The 26,306-nt window shown below is 60.4% G+C and carries 25 protein-coding genes; 18 read left to right on the top strand and 7 right to left on the bottom strand.

Annotated elements, in window-relative coordinates; translation table 11 throughout:
- Positions 1-67: 67 nt before the first annotated feature.
- From argC to erpA, 4 genes are read left to right on the top strand one after another with little or no spacing between them, the layout of a single operon-like run.
- Complete coding sequence (gene argC, locus ACO1VH_RS04975) at positions 68-1,105, top strand: N-acetyl-gamma-glutamyl-phosphate reductase (RefSeq protein ID WP_486243050.1); 1,038 nt, start codon at positions 68-70, stop codon at positions 1,103-1,105.
- A gap of 14 nt (positions 1,106-1,119) precedes the next feature.
- A complete protein-coding gene (locus tag ACO1VH_RS04970; protein ID WP_486243048.1) occupies positions 1,120-1,878 on the top strand; it encodes a DUF6776 family protein in 759 nt (252 codons plus the stop codon).
- Positions 1,879-1,891: 13 nt separating this feature from the next.
- Positions 1,892-2,299, top strand: a complete 408-nt coding sequence (locus ACO1VH_RS04965) for a bactofilin family protein (protein WP_486243046.1) — start codon at positions 1,892-1,894, stop codon at positions 2,297-2,299.
- 52 nt (positions 2,300-2,351) lie between these two features.
- Entirely contained in the window at positions 2,352-2,702 is a 351-nt protein-coding gene (erpA, locus tag ACO1VH_RS04960) for an iron-sulfur cluster insertion protein ErpA (protein WP_486243044.1), read from the top strand.
- A gap of 87 nt (positions 2,703-2,789) precedes the next feature.
- Here the strand turns inward: erpA and ACO1VH_RS04955 are convergent, their stop codons facing one another.
- Both ACO1VH_RS04955 and ACO1VH_RS04950 read right to left on the bottom strand, forming a co-directional pair.
- Positions 2,790-3,944 carry an anhydro-N-acetylmuramic acid kinase gene (locus tag ACO1VH_RS04955; protein ID WP_486243042.1) on the bottom strand — a complete coding sequence of 385 codons (1,155 nt, stop codon included), beginning with the start codon at positions 3,942-3,944 and terminating at the stop codon, positions 2,790-2,792.
- Between the two features lie 83 nt (positions 3,945-4,027).
- Entirely contained in the window at positions 4,028-5,395 is a 1,368-nt protein-coding gene (locus ACO1VH_RS04950) for a peptidoglycan DD-metalloendopeptidase family protein (protein WP_486243040.1), read from the bottom strand.
- Between the two features lie 178 nt (positions 5,396-5,573).
- On the opposite strand from ACO1VH_RS04950, the gene tyrS reads away from it, so the two are divergent.
- From tyrS to ACO1VH_RS04895, 11 genes are all read left to right on the top strand, one after another.
- Positions 5,574-6,815 carry a tyrosine--tRNA ligase gene (gene tyrS / locus ACO1VH_RS04945; RefSeq protein WP_486243038.1) on the top strand — a complete coding sequence of 414 codons (1,242 nt, stop codon included), beginning with the start codon at positions 5,574-5,576 and terminating at the stop codon, positions 6,813-6,815.
- 27 nt (positions 6,816-6,842) lie between these two features.
- Positions 6,843-7,310, top strand: a complete 468-nt coding sequence (gene dtd, locus ACO1VH_RS04940) for a D-aminoacyl-tRNA deacylase (protein ID WP_486243037.1) — start codon at positions 6,843-6,845, stop codon at positions 7,308-7,310.
- A gap of 53 nt (positions 7,311-7,363) precedes the next feature.
- Positions 7,364-8,020 (top strand): YbhB/YbcL family Raf kinase inhibitor-like protein, encoded by a 657-nt coding sequence (locus ACO1VH_RS04935; protein WP_486243108.1) that lies wholly within the window; start codon positions 7,364-7,366, stop codon positions 8,018-8,020.
- Entirely contained in the window at positions 8,017-8,667 is a 651-nt protein-coding gene (locus tag ACO1VH_RS04930; protein ID WP_486243035.1) for a histidine phosphatase family protein, read from the top strand. The genes ACO1VH_RS04935 and ACO1VH_RS04930 overlap by 4 nt, the downstream gene beginning before the upstream one ends.
- 161 nt (positions 8,668-8,828) lie before the next feature.
- A complete protein-coding gene (gene dusB / locus ACO1VH_RS04925; protein ID WP_486243033.1) occupies positions 8,829-9,845 on the top strand; it encodes a tRNA dihydrouridine synthase DusB in 1,017 nt (338 codons plus the stop codon).
- A gap of 70 nt (positions 9,846-9,915) precedes the next feature.
- Positions 9,916-10,149 carry a Fis family transcriptional regulator gene (locus ACO1VH_RS04920; protein ID WP_486243031.1) on the top strand — a complete coding sequence of 78 codons (234 nt, stop codon included), beginning with the start codon at positions 9,916-9,918 and terminating at the stop codon, positions 10,147-10,149.
- Between the two features lie 123 nt (positions 10,150-10,272).
- The gene (gene purH, locus ACO1VH_RS04915) at positions 10,273-11,838 is read left to right on the top strand and encodes a bifunctional phosphoribosylaminoimidazolecarboxamide formyltransferase/IMP cyclohydrolase (RefSeq protein WP_486243029.1); all 1,566 of its coding nucleotides are present in this window, start codon (positions 10,273-10,275) and stop codon (positions 11,836-11,838) included.
- Positions 11,839-11,909: 71 nt separating this feature from the next.
- The gene (gene ruvC, locus ACO1VH_RS04910) at positions 11,910-12,452 is read left to right on the top strand and encodes a crossover junction endodeoxyribonuclease RuvC (protein ID WP_486243027.1); all 543 of its coding nucleotides are present in this window, start codon (positions 11,910-11,912) and stop codon (positions 12,450-12,452) included.
- Positions 12,453-12,557: 105 nt separating this feature from the next.
- Positions 12,558-13,139 carry a Holliday junction branch migration protein RuvA gene (gene ruvA, locus ACO1VH_RS04905; RefSeq protein ID WP_486243025.1) on the top strand — a complete coding sequence of 194 codons (582 nt, stop codon included), beginning with the start codon at positions 12,558-12,560 and terminating at the stop codon, positions 13,137-13,139.
- A gap of 132 nt (positions 13,140-13,271) precedes the next feature.
- A complete protein-coding gene (ruvB, locus tag ACO1VH_RS04900) occupies positions 13,272-14,330 on the top strand; it encodes a Holliday junction branch migration DNA helicase RuvB (RefSeq protein ID WP_486243023.1) in 1,059 nt (352 codons plus the stop codon).
- 253 nt (positions 14,331-14,583) lie between these two features.
- Positions 14,584-15,426 carry a 2-keto-4-pentenoate hydratase gene (locus ACO1VH_RS04895; protein WP_486243021.1) on the top strand — a complete coding sequence of 281 codons (843 nt, stop codon included), beginning with the start codon at positions 14,584-14,586 and terminating at the stop codon, positions 15,424-15,426.
- A gap of 63 nt (positions 15,427-15,489) precedes the next feature.
- Here ACO1VH_RS04895 and ACO1VH_RS04890 read toward each other — a convergent pair whose 3' ends face one another.
- Positions 15,490-17,133 carry a methyl-accepting chemotaxis protein gene (locus ACO1VH_RS04890; protein ID WP_486243019.1) on the bottom strand — a complete coding sequence of 548 codons (1,644 nt, stop codon included), beginning with the start codon at positions 17,131-17,133 and terminating at the stop codon, positions 15,490-15,492.
- A 314-nt stretch (positions 17,134-17,447) separates the two neighbouring features.
- Between ACO1VH_RS04890 and ACO1VH_RS04885 the strand changes: the two genes are divergently transcribed.
- Positions 17,448-18,194: an endonuclease/exonuclease/phosphatase family protein gene (locus tag ACO1VH_RS04885; protein ID WP_486243106.1), complete on the top strand. Its 747-nt coding sequence runs from the start codon at positions 17,448-17,450 to the stop codon at positions 18,192-18,194.
- 98 nt (positions 18,195-18,292) lie between these two features.
- Here the strand turns inward: ACO1VH_RS04885 and ACO1VH_RS04880 are convergent, their stop codons facing one another.
- Positions 18,293-21,130 carry a valine--tRNA ligase gene (locus tag ACO1VH_RS04880; RefSeq protein ID WP_486243017.1) on the bottom strand — a complete coding sequence of 946 codons (2,838 nt, stop codon included), beginning with the start codon at positions 21,128-21,130 and terminating at the stop codon, positions 18,293-18,295.
- Positions 21,131-21,277: 147 nt separating this feature from the next.
- Between ACO1VH_RS04880 and ACO1VH_RS04875 the strand changes: the two genes are divergently transcribed.
- Positions 21,278-21,469 (top strand): YqaE/Pmp3 family membrane protein, encoded by a 192-nt coding sequence (locus tag ACO1VH_RS04875; RefSeq protein WP_486243015.1) that lies wholly within the window; start codon positions 21,278-21,280, stop codon positions 21,467-21,469.
- 52 nt (positions 21,470-21,521) lie between these two features.
- On the top strand, positions 21,522-23,804 hold the full coding sequence (locus ACO1VH_RS04870) for a UvrD-helicase domain-containing protein (RefSeq protein ID WP_486243013.1): 2,283 nt from the start codon (positions 21,522-21,524) through the stop codon (positions 23,802-23,804).
- Between the two features lie 27 nt (positions 23,805-23,831).
- Here ACO1VH_RS04870 and ACO1VH_RS04865 read toward each other — a convergent pair whose 3' ends face one another.
- From ACO1VH_RS04865 to ACO1VH_RS04855, 3 genes are all read right to left on the bottom strand, one after another.
- Entirely contained in the window at positions 23,832-24,608 is a 777-nt protein-coding gene (locus ACO1VH_RS04865) for a BPSS1780 family membrane protein (protein ID WP_486243011.1), read from the bottom strand.
- Entirely contained in the window at positions 24,609-25,577 is a 969-nt protein-coding gene (locus tag ACO1VH_RS04860) for a homoserine kinase (protein WP_486243009.1), read from the bottom strand.
- An 88-nt stretch (positions 25,578-25,665) separates the two neighbouring features.
- Positions 25,666-26,103, bottom strand: coding sequence for a DUF2782 domain-containing protein (locus ACO1VH_RS04855; RefSeq protein WP_486243007.1), 438 nt, complete (start codon positions 26,101-26,103; stop codon positions 25,666-25,668).
- Between the last annotated feature and the right edge of the window lie 203 nt (positions 26,104-26,306).

Raw genomic sequence — 26,306 nt, 5'->3', positions numbered from 1 at the left:
AGAATATGCAATCGCGTATGCAAAGACGTATGGCAAGGTGATACGCGTCTTATTGGTAGGAAAGAACATGATCAAGGTTGGCATTGTTGGCGGTACGGGTTACACGGGCGTGGAACTGCTGCGGATTCTCTCCACGCATCCACAAGTGCAATTGACGGCGATTACGTCGCGCAAGGAAGACGGCATGCCGGTGGCGGACATGTTCCCGTCGCTGCGCGGTCGCGTCGATATCGCTTTTTCGTCGCCGGACAATGCCAGGCTGACCGAATGCGATGTCGTGTTCTTCGCGACGCCGCACGGCGTGGCGATGGCGCAGGCGCGCGAATTGCTGGCGGCCGGCGTCAAGGTCATCGATCTGGCAGCGGACTTTCGCCTGCAGGACATTGATGCCTTCGAGAAGTGGTACAAGATGCCGCACGGCTGCCCGGATCTGCTGAAGGAAGCGGCATACGGCCTGGTCGAACTGAATCGCGAAGAAATCAAGAAGGCGCGCATCGTCGGCAATCCGGGTTGCTATCCGACCACGATGCAGTTGGGCTTTGCGCCGCTGCTGAAGGCCAGCGTAATCGATGCGACGCATCTGATCGCCGATTGCAAATCCGGCGTATCCGGTGCCGGACGCAAGGCGGAAGTGGCGACGCTGTTCTCCGAAGCCGGCGACAACTTCAAGGCTTATGGGGTTTCCGGTCATCGTCATTCGCCGGAAACGCTGGAGCGCCTGTCGCATATGGCCAAGGGCAAGGTCGGCCTGATCTTCACGCCGCACCTGACGCCGATGATCCGCGGCATGCACTCGACGCTGTATGCACGCCTGACGACGAACATCGACAATGCCGGCCTGCAGAAGCTGTACGAAGAGATGTACGCAAACGAACCGTTCGTCGACGTGATGCCGTTCGGCTCGCATCCGGAAACGCGTTCGACGCGCGCATCCAACATGCTGCGTATCGCATTGCATCGCCCTGACGATGGCGACACCGTCGTCGTGCTGGTGGTGCAGGATAATCTGGTCAAGGGCGCATCCGGCCAGGCGGTGCAGTGCATGAACCTGATGTTCGGGCTGGATGAAACGACCGGTCTGATGCACGTGCCGGTGCTGCCGTAAGGATCCCCGCGCAGATGGCACGCAAGCAGCCGAAGCCGGTATTCAAGTCGCTGCAGCGCAAGCGGTGGCTGCAGCGCTGGTCGGTCGCCGCGCCGCGGATGACGATCAGGAATCATCTGCCATGGCCGCTGCGCGCCGTGTTCATCGCCATCGTCGTCGGGCTGGGCGGTGCGATCGCGATGTGGGCTTACGACACGGGGCGCAATTTCACAGGGTTCAATCCGGGTGCGACCAAGGCGCAATTGTCATCATTGCGCGAGCAGTTGCAGCAGGTGACAGCGGAGCGCGATCGCTTCCAGGCGACGGTGAATGCGGCGGAAAGCCGCCTGAACATCGAACATGCCTTTCAGGCGCAACTGACCGAGCAGATCAAGTCGCTACAGGATGAGAACGGCAAGTTGAAGGATGACCTGTCCTTCTTCGAAGGGCTGCTGCCGGCCGGTGCGCACGGCGTGGCCATCCGCAGTTTCAGGGTGGAAATGGTTGAGCCGCGGCAATTGCGTTATCGCTTGTTGTTAATGCAAGGCGGCAGGACGACAGTCAACGATTTCGTCGGGAGTTATCAGCTTGTTTTGACGCTGTTCCAGAACGGCAAAAATGCTATGATGACCCTCCCAAAACCGGAGGCGGCAGCATCCTACAAGCTGTCATTCAAGCATTATCAACGCGTCGAAGGCGTACTCGATATTCCCGAGGGTGCGACCGTCAAGTCAGTCCAGGTAAAGGTTCTTGAAAAGGGCGCCGTACGCGCGCAGCAATCCGAAAATCTGTAAAAGGAGCGTCATCATGTTTGGCCGTAAAACCAAAAGTACGATCGATAGCCTGATTGGCGCCGAAACGAAGATTTCCGGAAACGTGCATTTCAAGGGCGGTTTGCGGATCGATGGTCATGTGAAAGGCGATGTGATCGCCGATGCGGACGAAACCAGCATGCTGGTCATTTCCGAACATGCCAAGGTAGAAGGCGAAGTACGCGTTGCGCACCTGCTGGTCAACGGCGAGATCGTCGGCCCGGTCGTTTCGTCCGAACTGCTTGAATTACAGCCGAAAGCCCGCATAACCGGTGATGTGTATTACAAGGCGCTGGAAATGCACGGCGGTGCAGTCGTTTCCGGCAAACTGACGCATGAAGCCTCGGAAGAACCGTTGCTGAAACTGGCGACCGTTCCTGCGCTGGCGGCCAACAATACGTGAAATCCGGCCAGCGTCTATAATGGGAAGTAACGAATTCCAGCAGGAGTATGAAATGAATGCAATCGCAGAAATGCCGTCCCCGATCAACTTCAGCGACAGCGCTGCGGCCAAGGTAGCCGAACTGATCGAGGAAGAGGGTAATCCGGACCTGAAGCTGCGCGTTTTCGTGCAAGGCGGCGGATGCTCGGGCTTCCAGTATGGCTTTACGTTCGACGAGATCGTCAACGAAGACGATACGACCATGACGAAGAATGGCGTCCAATTGCTGATCGACCCGATGAGCTATCAGTATCTGGTCGGCGCCGAGATCGACTACAAGGACGATCTGGAAGGTGCGCAGTTCGTGATCAAGAATCCGAACGCGACGACGACTTGCGGTTGCGGTTCCTCGTTCTCGGTCTGATCGCTCCTCCGTCCTAAACAAAAAGCGCAGCTTAGGCTGCGCTTTTTGTTTGTACGTCGACTTTCGCGGACGTTTGGGCGCACTCACTCAGGCGGGATAGAGCGCTCCCAGCACGCGCAGACCTTCCGCGCCGGTCACGGCCGGCATGTTGCCCGGTTCGCGCGCATCGAAACGTTGCGCCAGCCAAGCAAAGGCCAGAGCTTCGATCTGGTTCGGCGGAATGCCGAGCGCTGCCGTCGATTCGACGACGATATCCGGCTGATGCAGCTTCAGCGAGAAATAGATCAGCGTCATCAGATAGGTGTTGTAGGCGCCGCCGCCGCAGACGTAGACGGCCTTCGTCGTCGGTGCGTATTGCTTGATCGCATCGGCAATCGTGGTTGCCGTGAACACGGTCAGCGTCGCCTGTACGTCGGCGCTGGCGATACCGGGAAAGGCTTCGAGCTTGGCAGCCAGCCAGGCGGGGTGGAACAGATCGCGGCCCGTGCTCTTGGGCGGCGTCGCGGACAGAAACGCTTCGTCGCGCAGCGTGGCTAGCAGCTTGGGATTGACCTTGCCGGTCTTCGCCCATTCGCCGCCGGCATCGTACGGTTGCCCGTTGTGCTGCGCGATCCAGGCATCTAGCAGCACATTGCCGGGGCCGGTGTCGAAACCGATGGCCGGTACGTTGAAGCGGCTCGGCAATACGCTGATGTTGGCGATGCCGCCGATATTGACGACCACACGATCTTCTTCGCGGCTGGAAAACATCGCGTAATGAAAGCCCGGTGCCAGCGGCGCGCCCTGTCCGTGCGCGGCGATGTCGCGGCTGCGGAAATCGGCGATCACGTCGATGCCGGTCAGCTCGGCCAGCAGCGCCGGATTGTTGGTTTGGCGCGTATAGCCGGCATCGGGGCGATGGCGGATCGTCTGGCCATGCACGCCGATGGCCGTGACCTGCTGCATCGACGTCTGCGATTGCTGCAGCAATGCCGCGACGCATTCGGCGTAATGTTCGACGAGGCGGTTGGCGGCCAGTGCCTCGCGATGAATTTCGTCGGTGCCGCTTTCCTGCAAGGCCATTAGTTCTGCGCGCAGGTCGTCGGGAAAGGGAACGTGTGCGCTGGCGAGCGTTTCGCGCAGTGTGCCGTCTTCGCCGAATGCGGCGAGGGCGCCGTCGACGCCGTCAAGGCTGGTGCCGGACATCAGACCGATGTAGAGAGACACGTTGCCCGTGTCGTTTTGTTGCGGGAAAAAAGACATGAAAAAACCGTTCGTCTGGAGAAAAGTGCAGTCACTCTACACCAGAGGAACGGTTGAAGGCCACCCATCGGCGGCGGAAAGAATTACTTTGCGGCGGCCAGTTGCACGCTCTCGTTGTTCGGCGTCAGCAGCGCGAAGCGGTGCGACATGTCCGAAGCGACGGCGCGGAAGCGCTGCATTTGCGATGCGACCAGCGGCTGTGCATTCGGAATGTTGATCTTCAGCGGATCGCGCGGCACGTTGTCAACGCGGAATTCATAGTGCAGATGCGGGCCGGTCGCCCAGCCGGTCATGCCGACATAGCCGATCAGATCGCCTTGCGAAACCTTCATGCCGTTGCGGATGCCCTTCGCAAAACGGCTCATGTGGCCATAGACGGTCGAATAGTTGGACCAGTGCTTGATCATGATCACGTTGCCGTAGCCGCGCTGCTGGCCGACGAAGGTGATCGTGCCGTCGCCGGAGGCGCGGATCGGCGTGCCGGTGGCTGCGGCGAAATCAACACCCTTGTGGGCTTTCCATTTGCCGGAAATCGGATGGCGGCGCATCGAGAAGCCCGACGAAATACGCGTGAACTGCAGCGGCGACTTGAGGAAGGCCTTCTTCAGCGACTTGCCGTCGAAGCTGTAGTAGCCACCGCTCTTGCCTGGCTCCTCGAACCAGACAGCCTGATAGGTCGACGGGCCGTTCATGAATTCGCCGGCCAGCACGCGGCCGGAATAGACGAACTCGCCGTTCATCCAGAATGTTTCGTAGACAACATTGAAGCGGTCGCCGCGACGCAGGTCGGAACCGAAGTCGATGTCGGTCGAGAACATGTCGACGATCTGCATGGCGACGTTGTCGGGAATCTGTGCGGCATCGGTGGCGGCGAATAGTGACGAGCGGATGGTGCCGGTGCGCATTTCGACACGGCGCTCCAGTGCGCCCGGCGTATCGGTCGAGGTGAACTTGTCGCCGTCGCGCGTGATGACGATGTTGCGTACCTTGCCATCGCGGCCGTCCATGATCATGCTGCTGAGGCGGGTCAGTGCGCCGTTCTGGTCGGTCTGCGCCTGCACACGCTTGCCGGCCTTCAGGCTCAGCAGGTTGCGAGCGGTCGGATCGGACTTGATGAAGCTGAGGGCATCGTTGTCGTCGACGCCGAGACGATCAAGCAGTGTGCCCAGCGTATCGCCGTAGCGCACGCGCTCTTCATTGATGTAATGCTGATTGCTTTCGTCCAGTGCCGCGATCTGTTCGGACAGTTGTGGAAGTTGCAATTCGCGCGTGATGGACTTGATCGGGAGGTCGTCCGCATCAGGCGCCATTGGGGCGACGCCGGCCGCGCCAAAAGCGCACAGGGCCAAAAGCAATGCGGAGGCGGAAACGATGCGGGTTTTACGCGATGAACCGAGAAGGAGCTTCTTTCCTGCTGAGGCGGCGCTCAGGAATCTGTTCAATGTCAACATGCAATAAGTTAAAATCAGCCGCTTGTCGGTTTCTATCTTGTTGCTTTTATCAGATTCGGGACGGCAAGGTTAAATAAAGGATTTTGCGGATTTAAATAAACGGGCATTGTACCGGCGCTTCTGCTTTTCCTACACCCCTTTTCCCCGCTTTTTCTCTTTTTCTTACAATTTTCTCGACATGGACGCTTCATCCCCATCCAGCGCCGCGGCGCTTCCGCTTTCCGATTCCGTGCAGGAGGCCCTGGCGGTCGCGAAACGCGGCGTCGAGGAACTGCTGATCGAATCTGAATTCGCGCAGAAACTGGCGCGCTCCGAGCAGAGCGGCAAGCCGCTACGCATTAAACTAGGACTGGACCCGACCGCACCCGACTTGCACCTGGGACACACAGTGGTGCTGAACAAGCTGCGCCAGTTGCAGGATCTGGGCCATCAGGTGATCTTCCTGATTGGCGATTTCACGTCGATGATCGGCGATCCGTCGGGCCGCAACGCCACGCGGCCGCCGCTGACCAGAGAGCAGATCGAAGAGAACGCGAAGACCTATTTCGCGCAGGCAAGCCTGGTGCTCGATCCGCAGCGCACCGAGATCCGTTACAACTCCGAATGGTGCGATCCATTGGGCGCGCGCGGCATGATCGAGCTGGCGGCCAAGTACACGGTGGCGCGCATCCTCGAGCGTGAGGATTTCACCAAGCGTTTCCATTCGAACACACCGATCTCGCTGCACGAATTTCTGTATCCGCTGATGCAGGGCTACGATTCGGTCGCGCTGAAATCCGATCTGGAACTCGGCGGCACCGATCAGAAGTTCAATCTGCTGGTCGGCCGCGAATTGCAGAAGAGCTACGGCCAGGAGCAGCAGTGCATCCTGACAATGCCGCTGCTGGAAGGCCTGGACGGCGTCGAGAAGATGTCGAAGTCGAAAGGCAACTACATCGGTATCACCGAGCCGGCGAACACGATGTTCGCCAAGGTGATGAGCATTTCCGACGTGATGATGTGGCGCTACTACGAGCTGCTGTCGTTCCGTTCGTTGGGCGAGATCACACAATTCCGCAGCGAAGTCGAAGGCGGCCGCAATCCGCGCGACATCAAGGTGCTGCTGGCGAAGGAAATCGTCGCGCGTTTCCATTCGGCGCAGGCAGCCGACGGCGCACTGGACGATTTCAACAACCGTGCCAAGGGCGGCATCCCGGACGATATTCCGGAAGTCTCGCTGAGCGGTGCACCGATCGGCATCGGTCAATTGCTGAAGCAGGCCAATCTGTGCGCGTCGACATCGGAAGCGCTGCGCATGGTCGAGCAGGGCGGTGTACGTATCGACGGCACCGTCGTCAGTGACAAGGCATTGAAGGTGGATGCCGGCACCTGCGTGGTGCAGGTCGGCAAGCGCAAGTTCGCGCGCGTGACGTTGGCTTGATGTCGTCTTGATCGCAGGTAGAGCCGCATGATCGCATTGCTGCAGCGGGTGACGCAGGCGCGCGTCACGGTCGCCGGTGAAACCGTCGGCGAAATCGGCGCAGGTTTGATGGTGCTGCTCTGCGCCGAGCGCGACGATACTGAAAAGGAAGCGGCTGCGTTGCTGGCCAAGCTGCTGTCATATCGTGTATTCGCCGATGACGCCGGCAGGATGAACCGCAGCGTCGCCGACATCGGTGGAGGCCTGCTGCTGGTGCCGCAGTTTACGCTGGCGGCCGATACGCGTTCCGGCACGCGGCCGTCGTTCACGCCGGCTGCGCCACCCGACGAAGCGCGCGCATTGTTCGATCGCTTCGTCCAGCTAGCGCATGACGCACATACGCATGCGACGGTCGCGACTGGCCGTTTCGGCGCGGACATGCAGGTATCGCTGACCAATGACGGGCCGGTGACGTTCTGGCTGCAGATCCGGCCGGGCGAGGGGCGCCCCGGCTGATCGTTTGCGGCAATCCCGTTACAATGCGCCAACACGAACGAGACGAGGACATGATGAAACTGTGGAGCGATTCCTTCAACGACGGCGCAGCGATTCCGGGCGAATTTGCCTTTTGCGTCATCGATCCGGCAACGCATGTCGCCATGTCTTCCAACCGTAATCCTCACCTGGCATGGAGCGATGCACCTGCGGACGCCAAATCGTTTGCACTGATCGTGCATGATCCCGACGTGCCTTCGCGTGGCGACGACGTCAATCAGGAAGGCAAGACCGTGCCGGCCGATCTGCCGCGCGTCGATTTCTTCCACTGGACGCTGGTCGATCTGCCGTCGTCCGTGAATGCGATTGCGGCCGGTGCATTTTCCGACAGCATCACGCCGCGCGGCAAGGGCGGTCCGGCCATTGCAGATTCGCCGATTGCCGGCGTGCGTCATGGCGTCAACGATTACACCGGCTGGTTCTCGCAGGACAAGGATATGTCGGGCGACTACTTCGGCTACGACGGTCCGTGTCCGCCGTGGAACGATGCGATCGCGCATCGTTATACGTTCACGCTGTATGCGCTGGATGTTGCTTCGCTGCCCGTACACGGCCGCTTTACCGGCGCACAGGCGCGCGAAGCCATCGCCGGTCATGTACTGGCCGAGGCATCGCTGACCGGCTGGTATTCGCTGAATCCCTCCGTACCTGCCACGGGAAGCAAAGCGTGATCGAACTCCTGCTGATCCGTCACGGCGAGACCGAATGGAATGTCGAGAAGCGCCTGCAGGGACATCGCGACATTACGTTGAATCGCGAAGGACTGCGGCAGGCGCTGGCGCTGGGGCGCTGCCTGCTCGACGAATCGATCGATGCCATCTATTCCAGCGACTTGCAGCGCGCGCTGCACACAGCGCAGGCGATCGCGGTGCCGCGCGGCATGGATGTGCTGCTGGAAAAGGGTTTGCGCGAACGCTGCTTCGGCGCATTCGAAGGGCTGGTGCATCCTGAAATCAACGCGCGCTATCCGGACGATTACGCAGCCTGGCAGCGGCGCGACGTCGATGCGCGCTATCCGAGCGGCGAGTTCCATGCAGAAACCTTGCGCGAATTCATGCAGCGCACGGTCGACTGCATCGAGCGCCTGGCGAGCCATCCCGGGCGCAAGCGCATCGTGCTCGTCACACACGGCGGCGTGCTGGACACCATCTATCGCCGCGCCACCGGCATGGCAAGCGAACTGCCGCGCAATTTCGACGTGCTGAACGCCAGCATCAATCGCGTCAGCTGGGACGGGCGCGATTTCCGCATCATCAAATGGGCGGACGTTTCACATCTGGCAAACGCTTCGCTCGACGAAATCGATCATCTGCAATAGTGTTTCTGCTGCAAGCGGACCGTGGCCATCCCATGATTGGCGACAATCCGTTGCCGTGCAGGCAACGTTTGCCTGTTTTTTACGCAATACGGCTCGGCGGTGCACGCGGATGCAGCTAAAATAGCCGCTTTTCCCCAACCCTTCCGCAGGCAGTCGCGCACGTGAAGATCGGCCCGTATTCCCTGGTGAACAATGTCTTCGTCGCTCCGATGGCCGGAGTGACGGATCGGCCTTTCCGTCAATTGTGCAAGCAGCTTGGCGCCGGCTATGCGGTGTCGGAAATGGCGGCATCGAATCCGCGCCTGTGGGCGTCGGAAAAGTCCGCGCGCCGCATCAACCACGAAGGCGAGATGGAGCCCAAGGCGGTGCAGATCGCCGGCGCCGATCCGGCGATGCTGGCCGAGTGCGCGAAATTCAATGTTGCGCGCGGTGCGCAGATCATCGACATCAACATGGGCTGCCCGGTCAAGAAAGTCTGCAATGCGTGGTGCGGTTCCGCGCTGCTGCAGCACGAGAGGCTGGTCGCACAAATTCTGGAAGCGGTGGTGGTCGCGGTCGACGTGCCGGTCACGCTGAAATTCCGCACCGGCTGGGATCGCGCGCACAAGAATGCGCTGCAGATTGCACGCATTGCCGAGCTGAGCGGCATTGCAATGCTGACGCTGCACGGCCGCACGCGCGCCGACGGTTACAGCGGCGAGGCGGAATACGAGACGATTGCGGCGGTGAAGACGGCTGTGTCGATTCCCGTCGTTGCCAATGGTGACATCACGACACCGGAAAAGGCGCGCGAGGTGTTGCGCCTCACCGGCGCCGATGCCGTGATGATCGGCCGCGCGGCACAGGGACGTCCGTGGATATTCCGCGAGATCGATCATTACCTGCGCACCGGCACGTATCTGCCATCGCCGAAAGTCACGGAAGTGCGCGCACTGATGCACGAACACCTGCGCGCGCATTACGCGTTTTATGGCGATTATCTCGGCGTGCGCACTGCGCGCAAGCATATCGGCTGGTACGTGCGCGACCTGGAAGGCGGCGAAGCGTTTCGCCGGCAGATGAACCGCATTGAGGATTGCGCGGAGCAGCTGGATGCGGTCGACGCCTTCTTCGAATTGCAGGCGGCGCAGGGCGAGCGGTTACAATATCGGCCGGCCGAAGAAAAGCTGGCTGCCTGACTGCAGGCAAGCTGAAAGACATTCCTATTTCCGGCCCGTCGGGCAGCAAAGAAGTGCGAGCAACGATCAGATGAGCAAAGACAATATCCAAGACATCGTCAGAAAAAGCCTTGAAAAATACTTCAGGGATCTGGGCGAGCAGAAGCCGTCGAACGTTTATGACATGGTGATCTTCACCGTCGAGCGCCCTATCCTCGAGGCGGTGATGGCGCGCGCCGACGGCAACCAGTCGCATGCGGCAGAAATGCTGGGTATCAATCGCAACACGCTGCGCAAGAAACTGCAGGAACACGATCTGCTGTAACAATCCGCTTTCCGCGCGCCGGGAAGGCGAATAACGCAAGAATTCCGGCGTCTGCAACACGTTCATTCGTCATTACGTTCTTCGGCCCGTGTTCTTGCGTTATTCATCCATTCGACATTCATCATGATCAAACAAGCTCTCATTTCTGTTTCCGACAAGACGGGCGTGCTGGACCTCGCGCGCGCGCTGTCGGGGATGGGCGTCCATATCCTGTCCACCGGCGGCACCGCGAAACTGCTGGCTGAAAACGGTATTCAGGTCACCGAAGTGGCCGACTACACGGGGTTTCCGGAAATGCTGGATGGCCGCGTGAAGACACTGCATCCGAAGGTGCACGGCGGCATTCTGGCGCGCCGCGATTTTCCCGAGCACGTCGCCGCGCTGCAGCAGCACGGCATCCCGACGATCGACATGGTGGTCGTCAACCTGTATCCGTTCCAGCAGACGATTGCGCGCGAGCACTGCTCGCTGGAAGATGCGATCGAGAACATCGACATTGGTGGCCCGGCGATGTTGCGTTCGTCGGCGAAGAACCATAAGGACGTCACCGTTATCTGCGATCCGAGCGATTATGCGCAAGTACTGGCCGAGATGAAGGCGCACGACGGCGAAGTCACGTTCGAGACTAAGTTCGCACTGGCGAAGAAAGTGTTCGCGCACACCGCGCAATACGATGGCGCGATCACCAACTATTTCACGTCGCTCGGCACCGACAAGCAGCATGCGACGCGCAGCTCGTATCCGGCCACGCTGAACCTGCATTTCGACAAGGTGCAGGAAATGCGTTACGGCGAGAATCCGCACCAGTCGGCCGCCTTCTATCGCGAGACCAATCCGCAGCCGGGCGCGCTGGCCAACTACACGCAGCTGCAGGGCAAGGAACTGTCGTACAACAACATCGCCGACGCCGACGCCGCGTGGGAATGCGTGAAGACCTTCGACGAAGCGGCCTGCGTCATCATCAAGCATGCGAATCCGTGCGGCGTTGCCGTCGGCATGACGCCGCTGGAAGCCTACAGCAAGGCATTGCAGACCGATCCGACCTCGGCCTTCGGCGGCATCATTGCCTTCAACCGCGAACTCGACGGCAATGCGGCTGAAGCCGTCGCCAAGCAGTTTGTCGAAGTGCTGATCGCGCCGTCGTTCAGCGAGCAGGCGAAGAAGGTGTTCGCCGCCAAGCAGAACGTACGCCTGCTGGAAATTCCATTGGGCGATGGTGTGAACCGTTACGACGTCAAGCGCGTCGGCGGCGGCCTGCTGGTACAGTCGCCGGATGCGAAGAACGTTGTGCTGGCCGAACTGAAAGTGGTGACGAAGAAGCAACCGACGCCGCAGCAGTTGCAGGAACTGATGTTTGCGTGGCGCGTCGCCAAGTTCGTCAAATCGAATGCGATCGTCTTCTGCAAGGACGGCATGACGATGGGCGTCGGCGCCGGCCAGATGAGCCGCATCGATTCGGCGCGCATCGCGTCTATCAAGGCGATGAACGCCGGCCTGTCGCTGGTCGGCACGGCGGTGGCGTCGGATGCCTTCTTCCCGTTCCGCGACGGCCTCGATGTCGTCGTCGAAGCGGGCGCGACCTCGGTCATCCATCCGGGCGGCTCGATGCGCGACCAGGAAGTCATCGACGCGGCCGACGAGCACGGCATCGTGATGGTGCTGACCGGCACGCGCCACTTCCGTCACTGATTCATCTGAAATTCCTTGGATAGGAGAACGTCCGCTATGATGTGGGCGTTCTCCTTCTCATTTTTGCTTCCATGAAAATCCTCGGCATCGATCCCGGCCTGCGTACCACCGGTTTCGGCGTGATCCACAAGCAGGGCAACAAGCTCAGCTATATCGCGTCGGGCACGATCAAGACCGCCGAGGCCGATCTGCCGCAACGTCTGAAGACGATCCTCGGCGGTGTCGCCGAGATCATCACGACCTATCGCCCGGACTGCGCGGCAATCGAGCAGGTCTTCGTCAACGTCAACCCGCAATCGACGCTGCTACTGGGGCAGGCGCGCGGCGCGGCGATCTGTGCGCTGGTCAATGCGGATTTGCTGGTGGCGGAATACACGGCGCTGCAGGTCAAGCAGGCGGTCGCCGGCCATGGCAAGGCGCAAAAGGCGCAGGTGCAGGACATGGTGCAGCGGCTGTTGCAACTGCCGGGTTTGCCGGGGACCGACGCGGCTGACGCGCTCGGCGTGGCGATCTGTCATGCGCACAGCGGCGATGCCTTGTCTTCCCTCGGCGCGCTGGCGCCGGAACTGGCGAAAAGAGGTTTGCGCGTGCGTGGCGGTCGCCTGGTCGGCTGATTGGCTGGATAACCGGCAAACACGCGAACATCAAAGAGGCGAACATCACATAGCAAGTCGATACCGCTCCGGTATCATTTTCGTTTTTCATTCAAGGTCATCGCAATGATTGGTCGTCTTTCCGGAATCCTGCTGGAAAAAAATCCGCCGCAACTGCTGGTCGATTGCAACGGCGTCGGCTACGAGGTCAACGTGCCGATGAGCACGTTCTACAACCTGCCGGGTCTGAACGAAAAGGTGGCGCTGCTGACGCATCTGGTGGTGCGCGAGGATGCGCACATCCTGTTCGGTTTCGGCACGAGCGAGGAGCGTAATACGTTCAAGGAGCTGGTCAAGATCAGCGGCATCGGCGCGCGCACTGCGTTGTCCATCCTGTCTGGCATGTCGGTGGCCGATCTATCGCAGGCGATCACGCTGCAGGAGGCGGGAAGGCTGACCAAGGTGCCCGGTATCGGCAAGAAGACGGCCGAACGCCTGCTGCTGGAACTGAAGGGCAAGCTCGGTGCCGACATCGGTGCGGCCGGCAGTTCTGCTGCAGCAGGCGACGCCTCGTCCGACGTGCTGAACGCGTTGCTGGCGCTTGGTTATTCCGACAAGGAAGCCTTGCTGGCGATGAAACAGGTGCCGGCCGGCAGCAGTGTGTCGGACGGTATCAAGCTGGCCCTGAAAGCCTTATCGAAAGCCTGACAGCGGATCTGAAATTGGAGCGATAACTGCGTTACTTCGCCTTGTCGTAGATTTCGTAGATTCGTACTGCCTGCGGCTTTGCGCCTTGTTCTCACTTCAATTTCAGACCCGCTACCAAGATACAATGCAGCCATGAGCATCCAGACCGACGACTTCAGCGAACAGCGCATCATTGCGGCCACGCCCGCGTCTCCGAACGAGGAGGCGATCGAGCGCGCGCTGCGTCCCAAGCAGCTCGACGAATACGTCGGCCAGGAGAAGGCGCGCGGGCAGCTGGAAATCTTCATCGCCGCTGCACGCCAGCGTCGCGAGGCGCTGGATCACACGCTGCTGTTCGGTCCGCCTGGACTGGGCAAGACCACGCTGGCGCACATCATCGCGCGCGAGATGGGCGTCAACCTGCGGCAGACCTCCGGCCCGGTGCTGGAACGTGCCGGCGACCTCGCCGCGCTGCTGACCAATCTCGAAGCCAACGACGTGCTGTTCATCGACGAAATCCACCGGCTGTCGCCGGTCGTCGAGGAAATCCTGTATCCGGCGCTGGAGGATTACCAGATCGACATCATGATCGGCGAAGGCCCGGCCGCGCGTTCGGTGCGTCTGGACCTGCAGCCGTTCACGCTGGTCGGCGCGACCACGCGCGCCGGCATGCTGACCAATCCGCTGCGCGACCGTTTCGGCATCGTCGCGCGCCTCGAGTTTTACACGCCGACCGAATTGTCGAAAATCGTCTCGCGCAGCGCCGCGCTGCTGAATGCGACGATCGACGACGACGGCGCTTTCGAGATCGCACGCCGCAGCCGCGGCACGCCGCGTATTGCCAACCGCCTGCTGCGCCGCGTGCGCGACTATGCGGAAGTGAAGGGCAGCGGTCGCATTACGAAGGAAATGGCCGATGCCGCGCTAATCATGCTGGACGTCGATCCGGTCGGTTTCGACGTAATGGACCGTAAGCTGCTGGAAGCGGTGCTGTTCAAGTTCAATGGCGGTCCGGTCGGGCTCGACAATCTGGCGGCAGCGATCGGCGAGGAACGCGATACCATTGAAGACGTGCTCGAACCCTATCTGATCCAGCAGGGTTTCCTGCAGCGCACGCCGCGCGGCCGCGTCGCCACGCAAGTGGCTTATCAGCACTTCGGTGTGGTGGCGCCGCAGGCCGGCCCGACCGGCGACTTGTGGAACGGCCAGTAAGCCCTTCCCTCCAATTTTCTTTCCCTCTGATCTGCAGACAACGGCTTTCGGTGCCGATTTGTCTGCCTCCGATTGCAATTTCCATCTGTATTTCGGCTGCGGTTTCGGCCGTCATTCCGGTTGCAATTCCGCTTCAACTTATTTCATCGACAGCAAGGATTTTGTCGAACGAATGTGTCTTTGACGCAATCCAAGCTTGTGCAAAAATGTTGCGTCGGTGACAATCGATTACCCATTCCCGCGAGAATCCGCCATGCTGATGTCCACCCAAGCCAACCGATATGCGCATCAGTTGCTGACGGCGCGTGCAGATGCAAGGCAGATTCCCTGCCTGACGCGCGATGCGGAATTGTCGGTGGACGACGGTTACGACATCGCGCGGCGCATCGCCGATCTGCGCATCGCGCAGGGCGAGACGGCGGTCGGCCGCAAGATCGCGTTTGCCAACCGCAAGACTTCGTCGAATTACGGTGCGCGCGAGCCGATCAATGCACCGCTCTGGGCCTACATCTACGACGCTACCGTCCGTTACGCGGACAATAATCACGGCCTGCAGAGCCTGAAAGGCGCCGTGCAGCCGCGCATCGCGCCCGAAATCGTCTTCAAGCTCGGCAGTGCGCCCAAGGCGGATGCGACGGTCGACGATATTGCCGATTGCATCGAATGGATGACGCACGGTTTCGAACTGGCCGTTTGCCCGTTTCCCGGCTGGAAGTTCGAGGCAGCCGATGCGGTTGCCGCATTCGGCCTGCACGGCTCGTTGATCTTGGGCGAGCCGCACGTGCTGTCGGCCGGTACGCGGCGTCATCTGGGCGACATCCTGACCAATGTCAGCGTTTCGCTGTCGTACAGCGATGGCGAGGAAACCACGCTGCACAGCGCAGGCTTCGGCAGCAACGTGCTGGACAGTCCGGTACATGCAGTCTGGCATCTGCATCAGATGCTGAAGACGCAGCCGCAGTTTCCGCCGCTGGCGGCCGGCGAACTGATCGCTACCGGCACGCTGACCGATGCGTATCCGATCAAGGCAGGGCAGACGTGGTCGACTGCGTTTTCCGGTGTGGCGCTGCCGGGATTGACGCTGTCTTTTGTCTGACTTGGTTCGAGAATAAAAAAGGCGACCGTCTGGTCGCCTTTTTTATTTCTTTTGTTTGCCTCGTCAGGCTGCGGCCCGGTAGTCGATCGCCTGATGCGATGCCGACGCGCCTTTGCCTGGCAGCGCCGCATGGCGGGCGACGGCAGCCGCCGTGTCGTGCGCATCGATTCTGAACACGCTGACGATCTGTGCCAGGCTGTCGGCCTGATCACGTAGCGATTGCGATGCCGCGGCGGCTTCCTCGACCAGCGCGGCGTTCTGCTGCGTGACCTGATCCATCTGGCTGATCGCCGTGTTGACCTGCTCGATGCCGGAACTCTGTTCCTGGCTGGCCGCCATGATCTCGTTCATGATGTCGGTCACATGACGGATGCTGGCAACCACGTCGTCCATTGTTCGTCCTGCTTCGGTCACCAGCTTGCTGCCGGCATCGACGTTGTTGACCGAATCGTCGATCAGCGTCTTGATTTCCTTCGCAGCCGTGGCCGAGCGTTGGGCAAGGCTGCGTACCTCGCCGGCGACGACCGCGAAGCCGCGTCCCTGTTCCCCTGCGCGTGCGGCCTCGACCGCCGCGTTCAAGGCAAGGATATTGGTCTGGAACGCAATGCCGTCGATGACGCTGATGATGTCGATGATCTTGCGTGACGAGCCGTCGATCGCGCCCATCGTGGTGATCATTTCCTTGACGACGGCGCCGCCGCGTGCGGCGACTTCGGAAGCGGAGACGGCCAGCTGATTGGCCTGCTGCGCATTCTCGGCGTTCTGTTTGACGGTCGACGTCAGTTCTTCCATCGACGAGGCTGTTTCTTCCAGCGACGCCGCCTGCTGCTCGGTGCGCGAGGAGAGATCGAGGTTACCGCTGGCGATCTCGGCCGATGCATTGTTGATGAAGTCGGTGCCGGATTTGACGTCGATGACGATTTTCTTGAGCCCGTTGTTCATCGTATCCAGCGCGCGCATCAGGTCGCCGATTTCATCCTTCGACGGCTTGCCGACTTGTGCCGTCAGATCGCCGTCGGCCGCGCGGTTGGCGACGGCGATTGCCGCTCTCAGCGGATGCGTGATGCTGCGCGTGATTGCAAAAGCGCAGACGGCACCCAACAGAACCATCAGCACACCCAGTGTCACCATCAGGTTCCAGCTACGCTGGCTAGCGGCGGCGATATCTGCGGAAATGCTGTCGATTTCCTTGCGCTGGACGGACAGGAATTCCTTCACCTTGTCCTGATAGGCATTGGCGGCAGGCATGAAGACCTGGCTGAAGACGCGTTCGGCTTCGGCCTTGTCGCCGGAAGTCTTCGCTTGCATGATGTCTTCCTTCGCGCGCTGATAGATTTTGCGCTGCGTGACGACCTGGTCGAGCAGTTGACGTTCCTTGTCGGTGGAAAGCAATGCTTCCAGGCTCTTCAGCAGCGCCGAGCCCTGCTTGGTGCTGTCGGCAATCACATCGGCAAAGACGTCGGACAGTGTTTCGTCGGTACTTTTGGCGATCATGGCGGTGCGTGCGATGGCCGAATAGATGAAGACGTACCAGTCGGAAATGATGCGTTCCTTGGCCAGCGGTTTTTCCATCATCAGGCGGGTTGCTTCGGCGCTTTGCCGTGCCTGATAGAGGGCGAAACCGGTGGATGCGACGGAAAGAGCCAATACCAGGATGAAGCCGATGGCAAGACGGGTGCCGATTCTGACATTCGACAGGAAGCTCATGAAAGGTCTCTCGAAAAAATGATGCGGGGGAGGAGAAGGATGTGACGCTTGTTTCTGCATGGAAAGTCTAAGGGAAAGCCGGTTTCCTGAGCGAAACATGTGCATCGTCTGTCGCGCGGATGCGTCACCGTTTTCAGGCTGCCAATGCCGTTTGCGCAAGAGCTTGCCGGAACGGCATCGGAACCTTCGCTACGCAATCGCAATCCCATTGGCAATGCAGCCACATTTGACATTTTCATGACCAGGTATCGATAGAACGAGACAGGCGAGGAGACATGAACGATCCGGCAGGATTTCCGGCATCACCGTCCACAATGCAGTCGATTTCACGGCCGACGTTGCAGTCAACATCGCAGCCGATCATCGACGATGATCCATGGCCGCTGACGGTCGCTACCTACAACATCCACAGCGCCGTCGGTACCGACGGGCGCTTCGACCCGCATCGCATCGCCGGCGTGCTGACGGAAATGGGCGCCGACGTGATCGCCTTGCAGGAAGTGCCGTTGGGCGGCAGTCGTTACGGTGACATCCTGCCGCTACTGCAGCAGGCGACAGGTTTCCACGCGGTCGAAGGCGCGGTGCGCGATACGCCACGCAGCCGATACGGCAATGCAGTGTTGAGCCGTTATCCGGTGAAGGCGACGCGCCGGCTGGATCTGTCGTTCGGCAGCCGCGAATCGCGCGGTGCGCTCGACGCCGATATCGACGTCAACGGCAATCCGCTGCGCATCGTCGCCACACATCTCGGTTTGCGTCCAGCCGAACGGCGCGACCAGATCGAACGGTTGCTGAAGGTATTTGATACCGAGCGCATGCCGGTGATCCTGATGGGCGATATCAACGAATGGTTCGTCTGGGGACGATGCCTGCGCCGGCTGGTGACGCATTTCGATGCGGTGCCGACGATGCGTACCTTTCCGTCGCGTTATCCGATGTTCGCGCTCGATCGCATCTGGATCAGTCCGCGCCATCGGCTGCTGCGCATCAAGGTGCATGCAACGCCATTGGCGAGGAAGGCTTCCGATCATCTGCCGCTGATCGCGCACATCGACGGTTGAATCGTGGAGCACGTTACGTGCAATGCAAAATGCGCAAATGCGATGGATAAATAAAAAGCGCAGGCCTTGAGCCTGCGCTTTTTTTGCGGTGATGACGTTTACAGTTTCGCGAACTGTTCGCGCAATTTCGCCAGCGTGGCCGAGAAGTTTGCGACGCGTTCCTTCTCCTGCGCGACGACCTGCGCCGGTGCACGCGCGACGAAGCTTTCGTTGGCGAGCTTGGCGTTGGCCTTCGTGATTTCACCTTCCAGGCGCGTGATTTCTTTGGTCAGACGTTCGCGTTCGGCAGCGACGTCGATCTCGACTTTCAGCATCAACTTGGTCGTGCCGACGATGGAAACCGGGGCCGGCGATTCTGGCAGCTTGGCGACGACCTGCACTTCCGACAGCTTGGCCAGCGATTGCAGGTAAGGTGCAAAACCTTGCAGGCGTTCGATCTGCGCGGCATCGGCCGCCTCCATGATCAGCGGTACGCGCTGTGCCGGCGACAATTGCATTTCGCCGCGCAGGTTACGGCAGGCGTCGGTTAGCGATTTCAGTTCAGCCATCCATTGCTCGGATGTCTCGTCGATCTTGCCCGGCTGCGCTTCCGGATACTTCTGCAGCATGATGGTGTCACCGGCCGGATTCAGCTTCAGGCCGGTCAGCGGTGCGACGGTTTGCCACAGCTGTTCGGTGATGAACGGGATGATCGGATGCGCGAGACGCAGGATCGTTTCCAGCACGCGCAACAGGGTGCGGCGCGTGGCGCGCTGTTGCGCCTCGGTGCCGGTCTGGATCTGCACCTTGGCGACTTCCAGATACCAGTCGCAGTATTCGTCCCAGATGAACTGGTAGATGGCCGAGGCGATATTGTCGAAACGATAGTCGGCAAAGCCTTTTGCGACTTCGGCTTCCACGCGCTGCAGCAGCGAGACGATCCAGAAATCGGCCTGCGAGAAATCGGTGTAGCCGCCAGGTTCGCAGTCGCCGGCTGCGCAAGGTGCGTCGCGGAAGCCGCAGTCCTGGCCTTCGCAATTCATCAGCACAAAGCGCGTCGCGTTCCACAGCTTGTTGCAGAAGTTGCGATAGCCTTCGCAGCGGCCGAGGTCGAAGTTGATGTTGCGGCCGAGCGAGGCGTAGCTCGCCATCGTGAAGCGCAGCGCGTCGGTGCCATAAGCAGAAATGCCGTTGGCGAATTCCTTGCGCGTGGCCTTGTCGATGCTGGCAGCCTGCTTCGGATTCATCAGGCCGGCGGTGCGCTTCGAAGCGAGAGCGTCGACACTGATGCCGTCGATCAGATCGATCGGGTCCAGCGTATTGCCTTTCGACTTGGACATCTTCTGGCCGCTGGAATCGCGCACCAGACCGTGCACGTAGACCGTCTTGAACGGCACCTGGCCGGTGAAGTGCGCGGTCATCATGACCATGCGCGCGACCCAGAAGAAGATGATGTCGAAGCCTGTGACCAGTACCGACGACGGCAAGAAGGCTTTGAAGTCCGGCGTTTCTTCCGGCCAGCCCAGCGTGGAGAACGGCACCAGCGCCGACGAGAACCAGGTATCGAGTACGTCATCGTCGCGTTTCAGTGCGCCGGTGTAACCAGCAGCGGCAGCCTTGGCTTTCGCTTCGGCTTCGTCATGCGCGACGTAGTAGTTGCCCTGGTCGTCGTACCACGCCGGGATCTGATGGCCCCACCACAATTGGCGCGAGATGCACCAGTCCTGGATGTTGTTGAGCCACTGGTTGTAGGTGGTGGTCCAGTTTTCCGGCACGAACTTGATTTCGCCGCTGGCGACTTTTTCCAGTGCGACTTCGGCGATCGACTTGCCCGGATTGAAGGTGCCTTCCGGCGCGGGTTTGCTCATTGCGACGAACCATTGATCCGTCAGCATCGGTTCGATCACGACGCCGGTGCGGTCGCCGCGCGGCACCATCAGCTTGTGCGGCTTGACCGATTCCAGCAGGCCCTGCGCTTCGAGATCGGCGACGATCTGCTTGCGCGCTGCGTAGCGGTCCATGCCGCGATAGGCATCGGGACCGTTGTCGTTGATCTTCGCATCCAGCGTGAAGATGCTGATCTGCGGCAGCTGGTGGCGCTGGCCGACCGCATAGTCATTGAAGTCGTGCGCCGGCGTGATCTTCACGCAGCCGGTGCCGAATTCCTTGTCGACGTATTCATCCTTGATGATCGGGATTTCGCGATGGCACAACGGCAGCGTCAGCATCTTGCCGACCAGGTGCGCATAGCGCTCGTCGGTCGGATCGACCGCGACGGCGACGTCGCCCAGCATCGTCTCGGGGCGCGTGGTCGCCACCGTGATGTGGCCGTTGCCGTCCGCCAGCGGATAGCGGATGTGCCACATGTGGCCGTCTTCTTCTTCCGACACCACTTCGAGGTCGGACACCGCGGTCCCCAGCACCGGATCCCAGTTGACCAGGCGCTTGCCGCGATAGATCAGGCCTTGTTCAACCAGGCGCACGAAGACTTCGGTGACGACCTTGGAGCGCGCTGCATCCATCGTGAAGTATTCGCGGCTCCAGTCGGCGGAAGCGCCGATGCGGCGCATCTGGCCGGTAATGGTTGAACCGGATTTTTCCTTCCATTCCCAGACCTTTTCCAGGAATTTTTCACGGCCCAGATCGTGGCGCGAAATCTTTTGCGCATCGAGTTGGCGTTCGACGACGATCTGCGTCGCGATGCCGGCGTGATCGGTGCCGGGAATCCATGCCGTGTTGTAGCCGCGCATGCGGTAGTAGCGCGTCAGGCCGTCCATGATGGTCTGGTTGAACGCGTGGCCCATGTGCAGCGTGCCGGTCACGTTCGGCGGCGGCAGCTGGATGCTGAACGACGGCTTGGCCGGATCGACGGACGCGGTGAAATATCCGCGCTTTTCCCATTCCGCGCGCCAGAAGGTTTCAATGTCGGCGGGGTCGAAGGACTTGGCTAATTCCATGGCTTGAACAGGTTGGAGGAGCAAAACCCATCATTATATAGAGGTCGCCGTACAGTCGGCGGGCAGCGGCTCTCGTGTTATGCGGATGTTGCCAGATTGGCACGTGATATAGTCGCACCTCGTTTTTACTTTTCAGGAAATATCGTCATGCGTTTGATCCTCGCCATCTTCCTTCCATGGCTGCAATTCTTCACGATCGGCCGTCCATTCGCCGGCATCATCTGCCTGATCCTGCAACTGACGCTGATCGGCTGGATTCCGGCCGCCATCTGGTCGGTTTATGCATTGAGCCAGTACAAGACCGATCGCAAGATCGAGAAAGCCCTGCAGCAACGCTAATGCGCAGGCAGGCACTCCCGGATGAAAAGCCTGTGCGGCTTATAATCCGGGGATGCAGAATCTTCTTCACAATCTCAATCCCGAACAACTCGCCGCTGTCACGCTCCCCGCGCAATCCGCATTGATCCTGGCCGGTGCCGGATCGGGCAAGACGCGCGTGCTGACGACGCGCATCGCGTGGCTGATCCAGACCGGACAGGTGTCGCCCGGCGGCGTACTGGCCGTGACCTTCACGAACAAGGCCGCCAAGGAAATGATGACGCGCCTGTCGGCGATGCTGCCGATCAATACGCGCGGCATGTGGATCGGCACCTTCCACGGATTGTGCAACCGGCTGCTGCGTGCGCATCATCGCGACGCCGCCTTGCCGCAGACCTTCCAGATTCTCGATTCGCAAGACCAGTTGTCGGCCATCAAGCGCCTGCTGAAAGCGAACAACGTCGACGACGAGAAATATCCGCCGCGCAACCTGATGTACTTCATCAACAACGCGAAGGAAAGCGGACTGCGCGCGCATCAGGTCGAAGCCTTCGACGACTACAACCGCCGGATGGTCGAGCTGTACGATCTGTACGACCAGCAATGCCAGCGTGAAGGCGTGGTCGATTTTGCCGAACTGCTGCTGCGTACCTATGAACTGCTGTCGCGCAACCAGCCGCTGCGCGAGCATTATCAGAATCGCTTCCGACACATTCTCGTCGACGAATTCCAGGATACGAACAACCTGCAATATGCATGGCTGAAGCTGATGGCCGGCGAGCACAACGCGATCTTCGCAGTCGGCGACGACGATCAGAGCATCTATGCGTTTCGCGGTGCCAACGTCGGCAACATGATCGCCTTCGAGCGCGAGTTCAAGGTCGAGAATCTGATCAAGCTGGAGCAGAACTATCGCTCGCATGGCCACATTCTCGATACAGCGAACGCGCTGATTTCGTTCAATCGCAATCGTCTCGGCAAGAACCTGCACACCGATGCAGGGCATGGCGAACCGGTGCGCATCTACGAAGCGACCAGCGACCTGCAGGAAGCGCAGTGGATCATCGAGGAGGCGAAGAGCCTGATCGCCGAAGGCAGCATGCGCAACGAGATCGCGATCCTGTACCGTTCGAATGCGCAGTCGCGCGTGATCGAACATGCGCTGTTCTCGGCCGGGATTCCGTATCGCGTCTACGGCGGCCAGCGCTTCTTCGAGCGCGCCGAGATCAAGCATGCGATCGCTTATCTGCAGTTGATGGACAACCCGCACAACGATTCGGCTTTCCTGCGCGTCGTCAATTTCCCGACGCGCGGTATCGGCGCACGCTCGATCGAGCAATTGCAGGATGCCGCGAAGCAGTACGGTGTGTCGTTGTATGCGGCCGTGCCCTACATCACCGGCAAGGCCGGCACCTCGCTCGGCACCTTCGTCAAGCTGATCGAGGCGGCGCGTTTCGAGACGCAGAACCTGCCGTTGCCGGAAATGGTGCAGGTCGTGCTCGATGCCAGCGGCCTGATCACGCATTATCAGAACGAGAAGGAAGGTGCGGACCGCATCGAAAACCTGGAACAGCTGGTCAGCGCGGCGACATTGTTCGTCTCCGAAGAAGGATTCGGCCTCGATGCGCCGGCATTGCTCGGTCCGCAAAGCCAGGCCAGCGCGGGACCGGCGATCGTTACCGACGACGGCATCGAAGTGATCGATGCCGATGCGCCGCTGGCGACGGTGATGTCGCCGCTGTCGGCATTCCTTTCGCATGCCTCGCTGGAAGCCGGCGACAACCAGGCGCAGGCCGGACAGGATGCGCTGCAACTGATGACCGTGCATTCGGCCAAGGGGCTGGAATTCGACGCCGTGTTTATTACCGGCCTCGAGGAGGGCTTGTTCCCGCACGAGAATTCACAGAAGGAAGAGGGCGGTGTCGAAGAAGAGCGACGCTTGATGTACGTCGCGATTACGCGCGCACGCCGGCGTTTGTACGTCAGTTTTTCGCAAACGCGCATGCTGCACGGCCAGACGCGCTACAACATGAAATCGCGCTTCTTCGACGAGATGCCGGAAGATTCGCTGAAGTGGCTGTCACCGAAGGTGCAGCAGCATCACTGGTTCGCCAATCCGAAATCGGCATGGGATGACGAATCGCCGGCGATCGACAACCGCATTGCGCAAAGCATCGGCAGGAAGGACGTCGGCTGGCGTGTCGGCGAAGCGGTCGCGCATGCGAAGTTCGGTGAAGGCGTGATCGTCAACATTGAGGGCAGCGGCAGCAGCGCGCGCGCCCACATCAACTTCGGCAGGCACGGCATGAAGCTGCTGGATCTCAGCGTGGCGAAACTGGACAGGATCGCCGGCTGACGCCGGCGGCCTACGGTTTTTGTCTGCTTATTCGCCGGGCAGCGGTTCCGGCGGCTCGCCGAACATCTGCGTATAGGTCGGGTAGAACGAGCAGTACATGATGACCGTGATCACCATCGAGATCGGCAGCAGGATGAAGACCGATGCGCCGGGCGAACCCAGCAGTGCGCCGACGATGGAACTGATGAAGGCCGGCAGGATCATGCCGATGCCGACCCATGCGACGCCGAATACGAAGAAGGCTGCGCCGGCGCGCTTGACGGCGAAGAAGCTGTAGAAGATCGCCTTGCCCAACCCCATTCCTTGCCAGCTGATCAGCGGTGCCGCATACCAGAATGCCATCGCCGCTGGGATGTAGAGCAGCCCGGCGAACACCATCGCCGACGTCATGTTGGAATCGCGTACCAGTTCGGCATCGACGGTCAGTCGGCCGGTGATGGCCTGCCAGAAGACGCCGCCGTCGATCAGGCTGGACGCAAACGCGGCAACGGCCGCTGCCAGCAGATACAGGCCGCCGAGCTTGAGCAACGTGCCGACCGCCGGCGAACGAAAACCCGTCAGCAACAGGTTCGGATAAACGCGCTTGCCGCGCTTGACGTAGGCGCAGGCATGCATGAAGGTCATCGAAAACAGCGGCACCAGCACCAGCGGCAGCAACTGGCCGACGATAGGCACGATGCCGACCGCCAGCATCAGGAACAGGTAGCCGAAGAACAGCGTCGACAATTCGGCCGGGCGCTTGCTGAAAATCTGGAAGCCTTCCTTGACCCACAGCCAGCCGGTCTTTGCAGGGAGTTTGTCCATTTATCCGTTCTGATCGAAAAGAGGCGGCGGCACATCGGCGATGCGCAGCTGCAGGATACGTTCGAAATGCGCGGGGTCGTGCGGCGTCAGCATCTCGGCCTCGCGCGGCAGGTGGAAATCATACAGCCGCGACAGCCAGAAGCGCAGGGCACCGGCGCGCAGCATCGGTTGCCATGCCTGCTGTTCGGCAATGGTGAAAGGGCGTTCGCGGTGATAGGCGTCCAGCATCGCGCGTGCGCGGGCGATGTCCAGCTGGCCGGTATGCAGGTCGATGCACCAGTCGTTGACGGTGACGGCGACGTCGAACAGCCAGGTATCGCAGCCGGCGAAATAGAAATCGAAGAAGCCGGTCAGCGTATCGCCGTCGAACATCACGTTGTTGCGGAACAGGTCGGCGTGGATCGGGCCGCTCTGCAGCTGACGATAGGTATCCGATGCGGCGAAGGCATTCTGGAATGCCAGTTCCGTCGTCAGCAGTGCGCGGTTCGCGTCGGACAGATGCGGCATGACGATCGGCGCATTCTCGTTCCACCACGCCAGGCCGCGCAGGTTCGGCTGCTGCATGGTGAAGTCGCGCGCAGCCAGATGCATGCGAGCGAGCATTGCGCCGACGGCGGCGCAGTGCACCGGTTGCGGCGACAGCTGGCAGTCTCCGTGCAGCTTGGTGACGATGGAGGCCGGCTTGCCGTGCAGCGTGTTGATGATGGCGCCATCGCGGTTCGGGATCGGCGCCGGCACCAAAATACCGCGGTCGGCCAAGTGGCGCATCAGGTTCAGATAGAACGGCAGTTGTTCGAAGGTGAGTTTTTCGAACACGGTCAGCACGTATTCGCCGCTGTCGGTCGTGATGAAGAAATTGGTGTTTTCGATGCCGGACGAAATGCCGCGAATCGCGTGTGCGCGGCCGAGATCGAATTGCGCGATCCACTGCGAGAGTTCGTCGAGGCTGACCGAGGTGAATACTGCCATGAATGAATCCGGGAATCTGTCGGGTCTGTAAGCAAAAAATAACGCACTTGCGTGCGTTATTCGATCGTGTCCGTGATGAATGACTACATCACTCGGCAGGAGGCGGCGCGGGCGCCGGAGCCAGTGTGTCGACAGGTTCGGCTGCGCGCGGATGTTCGTACGGCGGGCCGAAGCGACCGATTTCGAACTGTACCGGCTGCGTCGTGCTGCTTTGCACGTCGCCGCGCATGGCACCGGGCGTATCGTTCGGATGCGCATAGTACGTCGTACGGCCGGTCTGTACCTTGACTTCGGTCACGCGGCCTTGCGATTTTTTCTCGGTGATCTTTTTCTCGGTGTTCGGCGGCGTGATCGTCACGGCCGGCGCTTCGCCTTCTTCCAGCGTCATGGTTTGCGGAGGCGGCGGCGTACTGGCGCGCGGATCCGCCTGTTCCGATTGGGCATGAACGGCTGCGGGTGCTGCGAAGGTCGCAACGAAAATCGCGGCGGTGAGCGTAACGATGGACCAGAATCCGGTTGTGCGCATGATGTCGAGTGAGCCGTAATGGATGACGCAATTGATGGGAAGCGAATCTACGGCTTCATTGTAGCAAACCACATGAAGCTTGCATGAATTCCTGCGCGCCTTGCAGCCATTGCCGAATAGGCTTTTGAAATGCTTCAAGCCCATCCGAAGCCAGCATGCAAACTCTGCCATAATCTTTGTCATTTGCCATTGCGCACCGGCAT

It is taken from the genome of Oxalicibacterium sp., from assembly GCF_057353965.1.
Note: the sequence above shows the minus strand (reverse complement) of the source record. Positions and strands in the feature narration are given on the sequence as shown.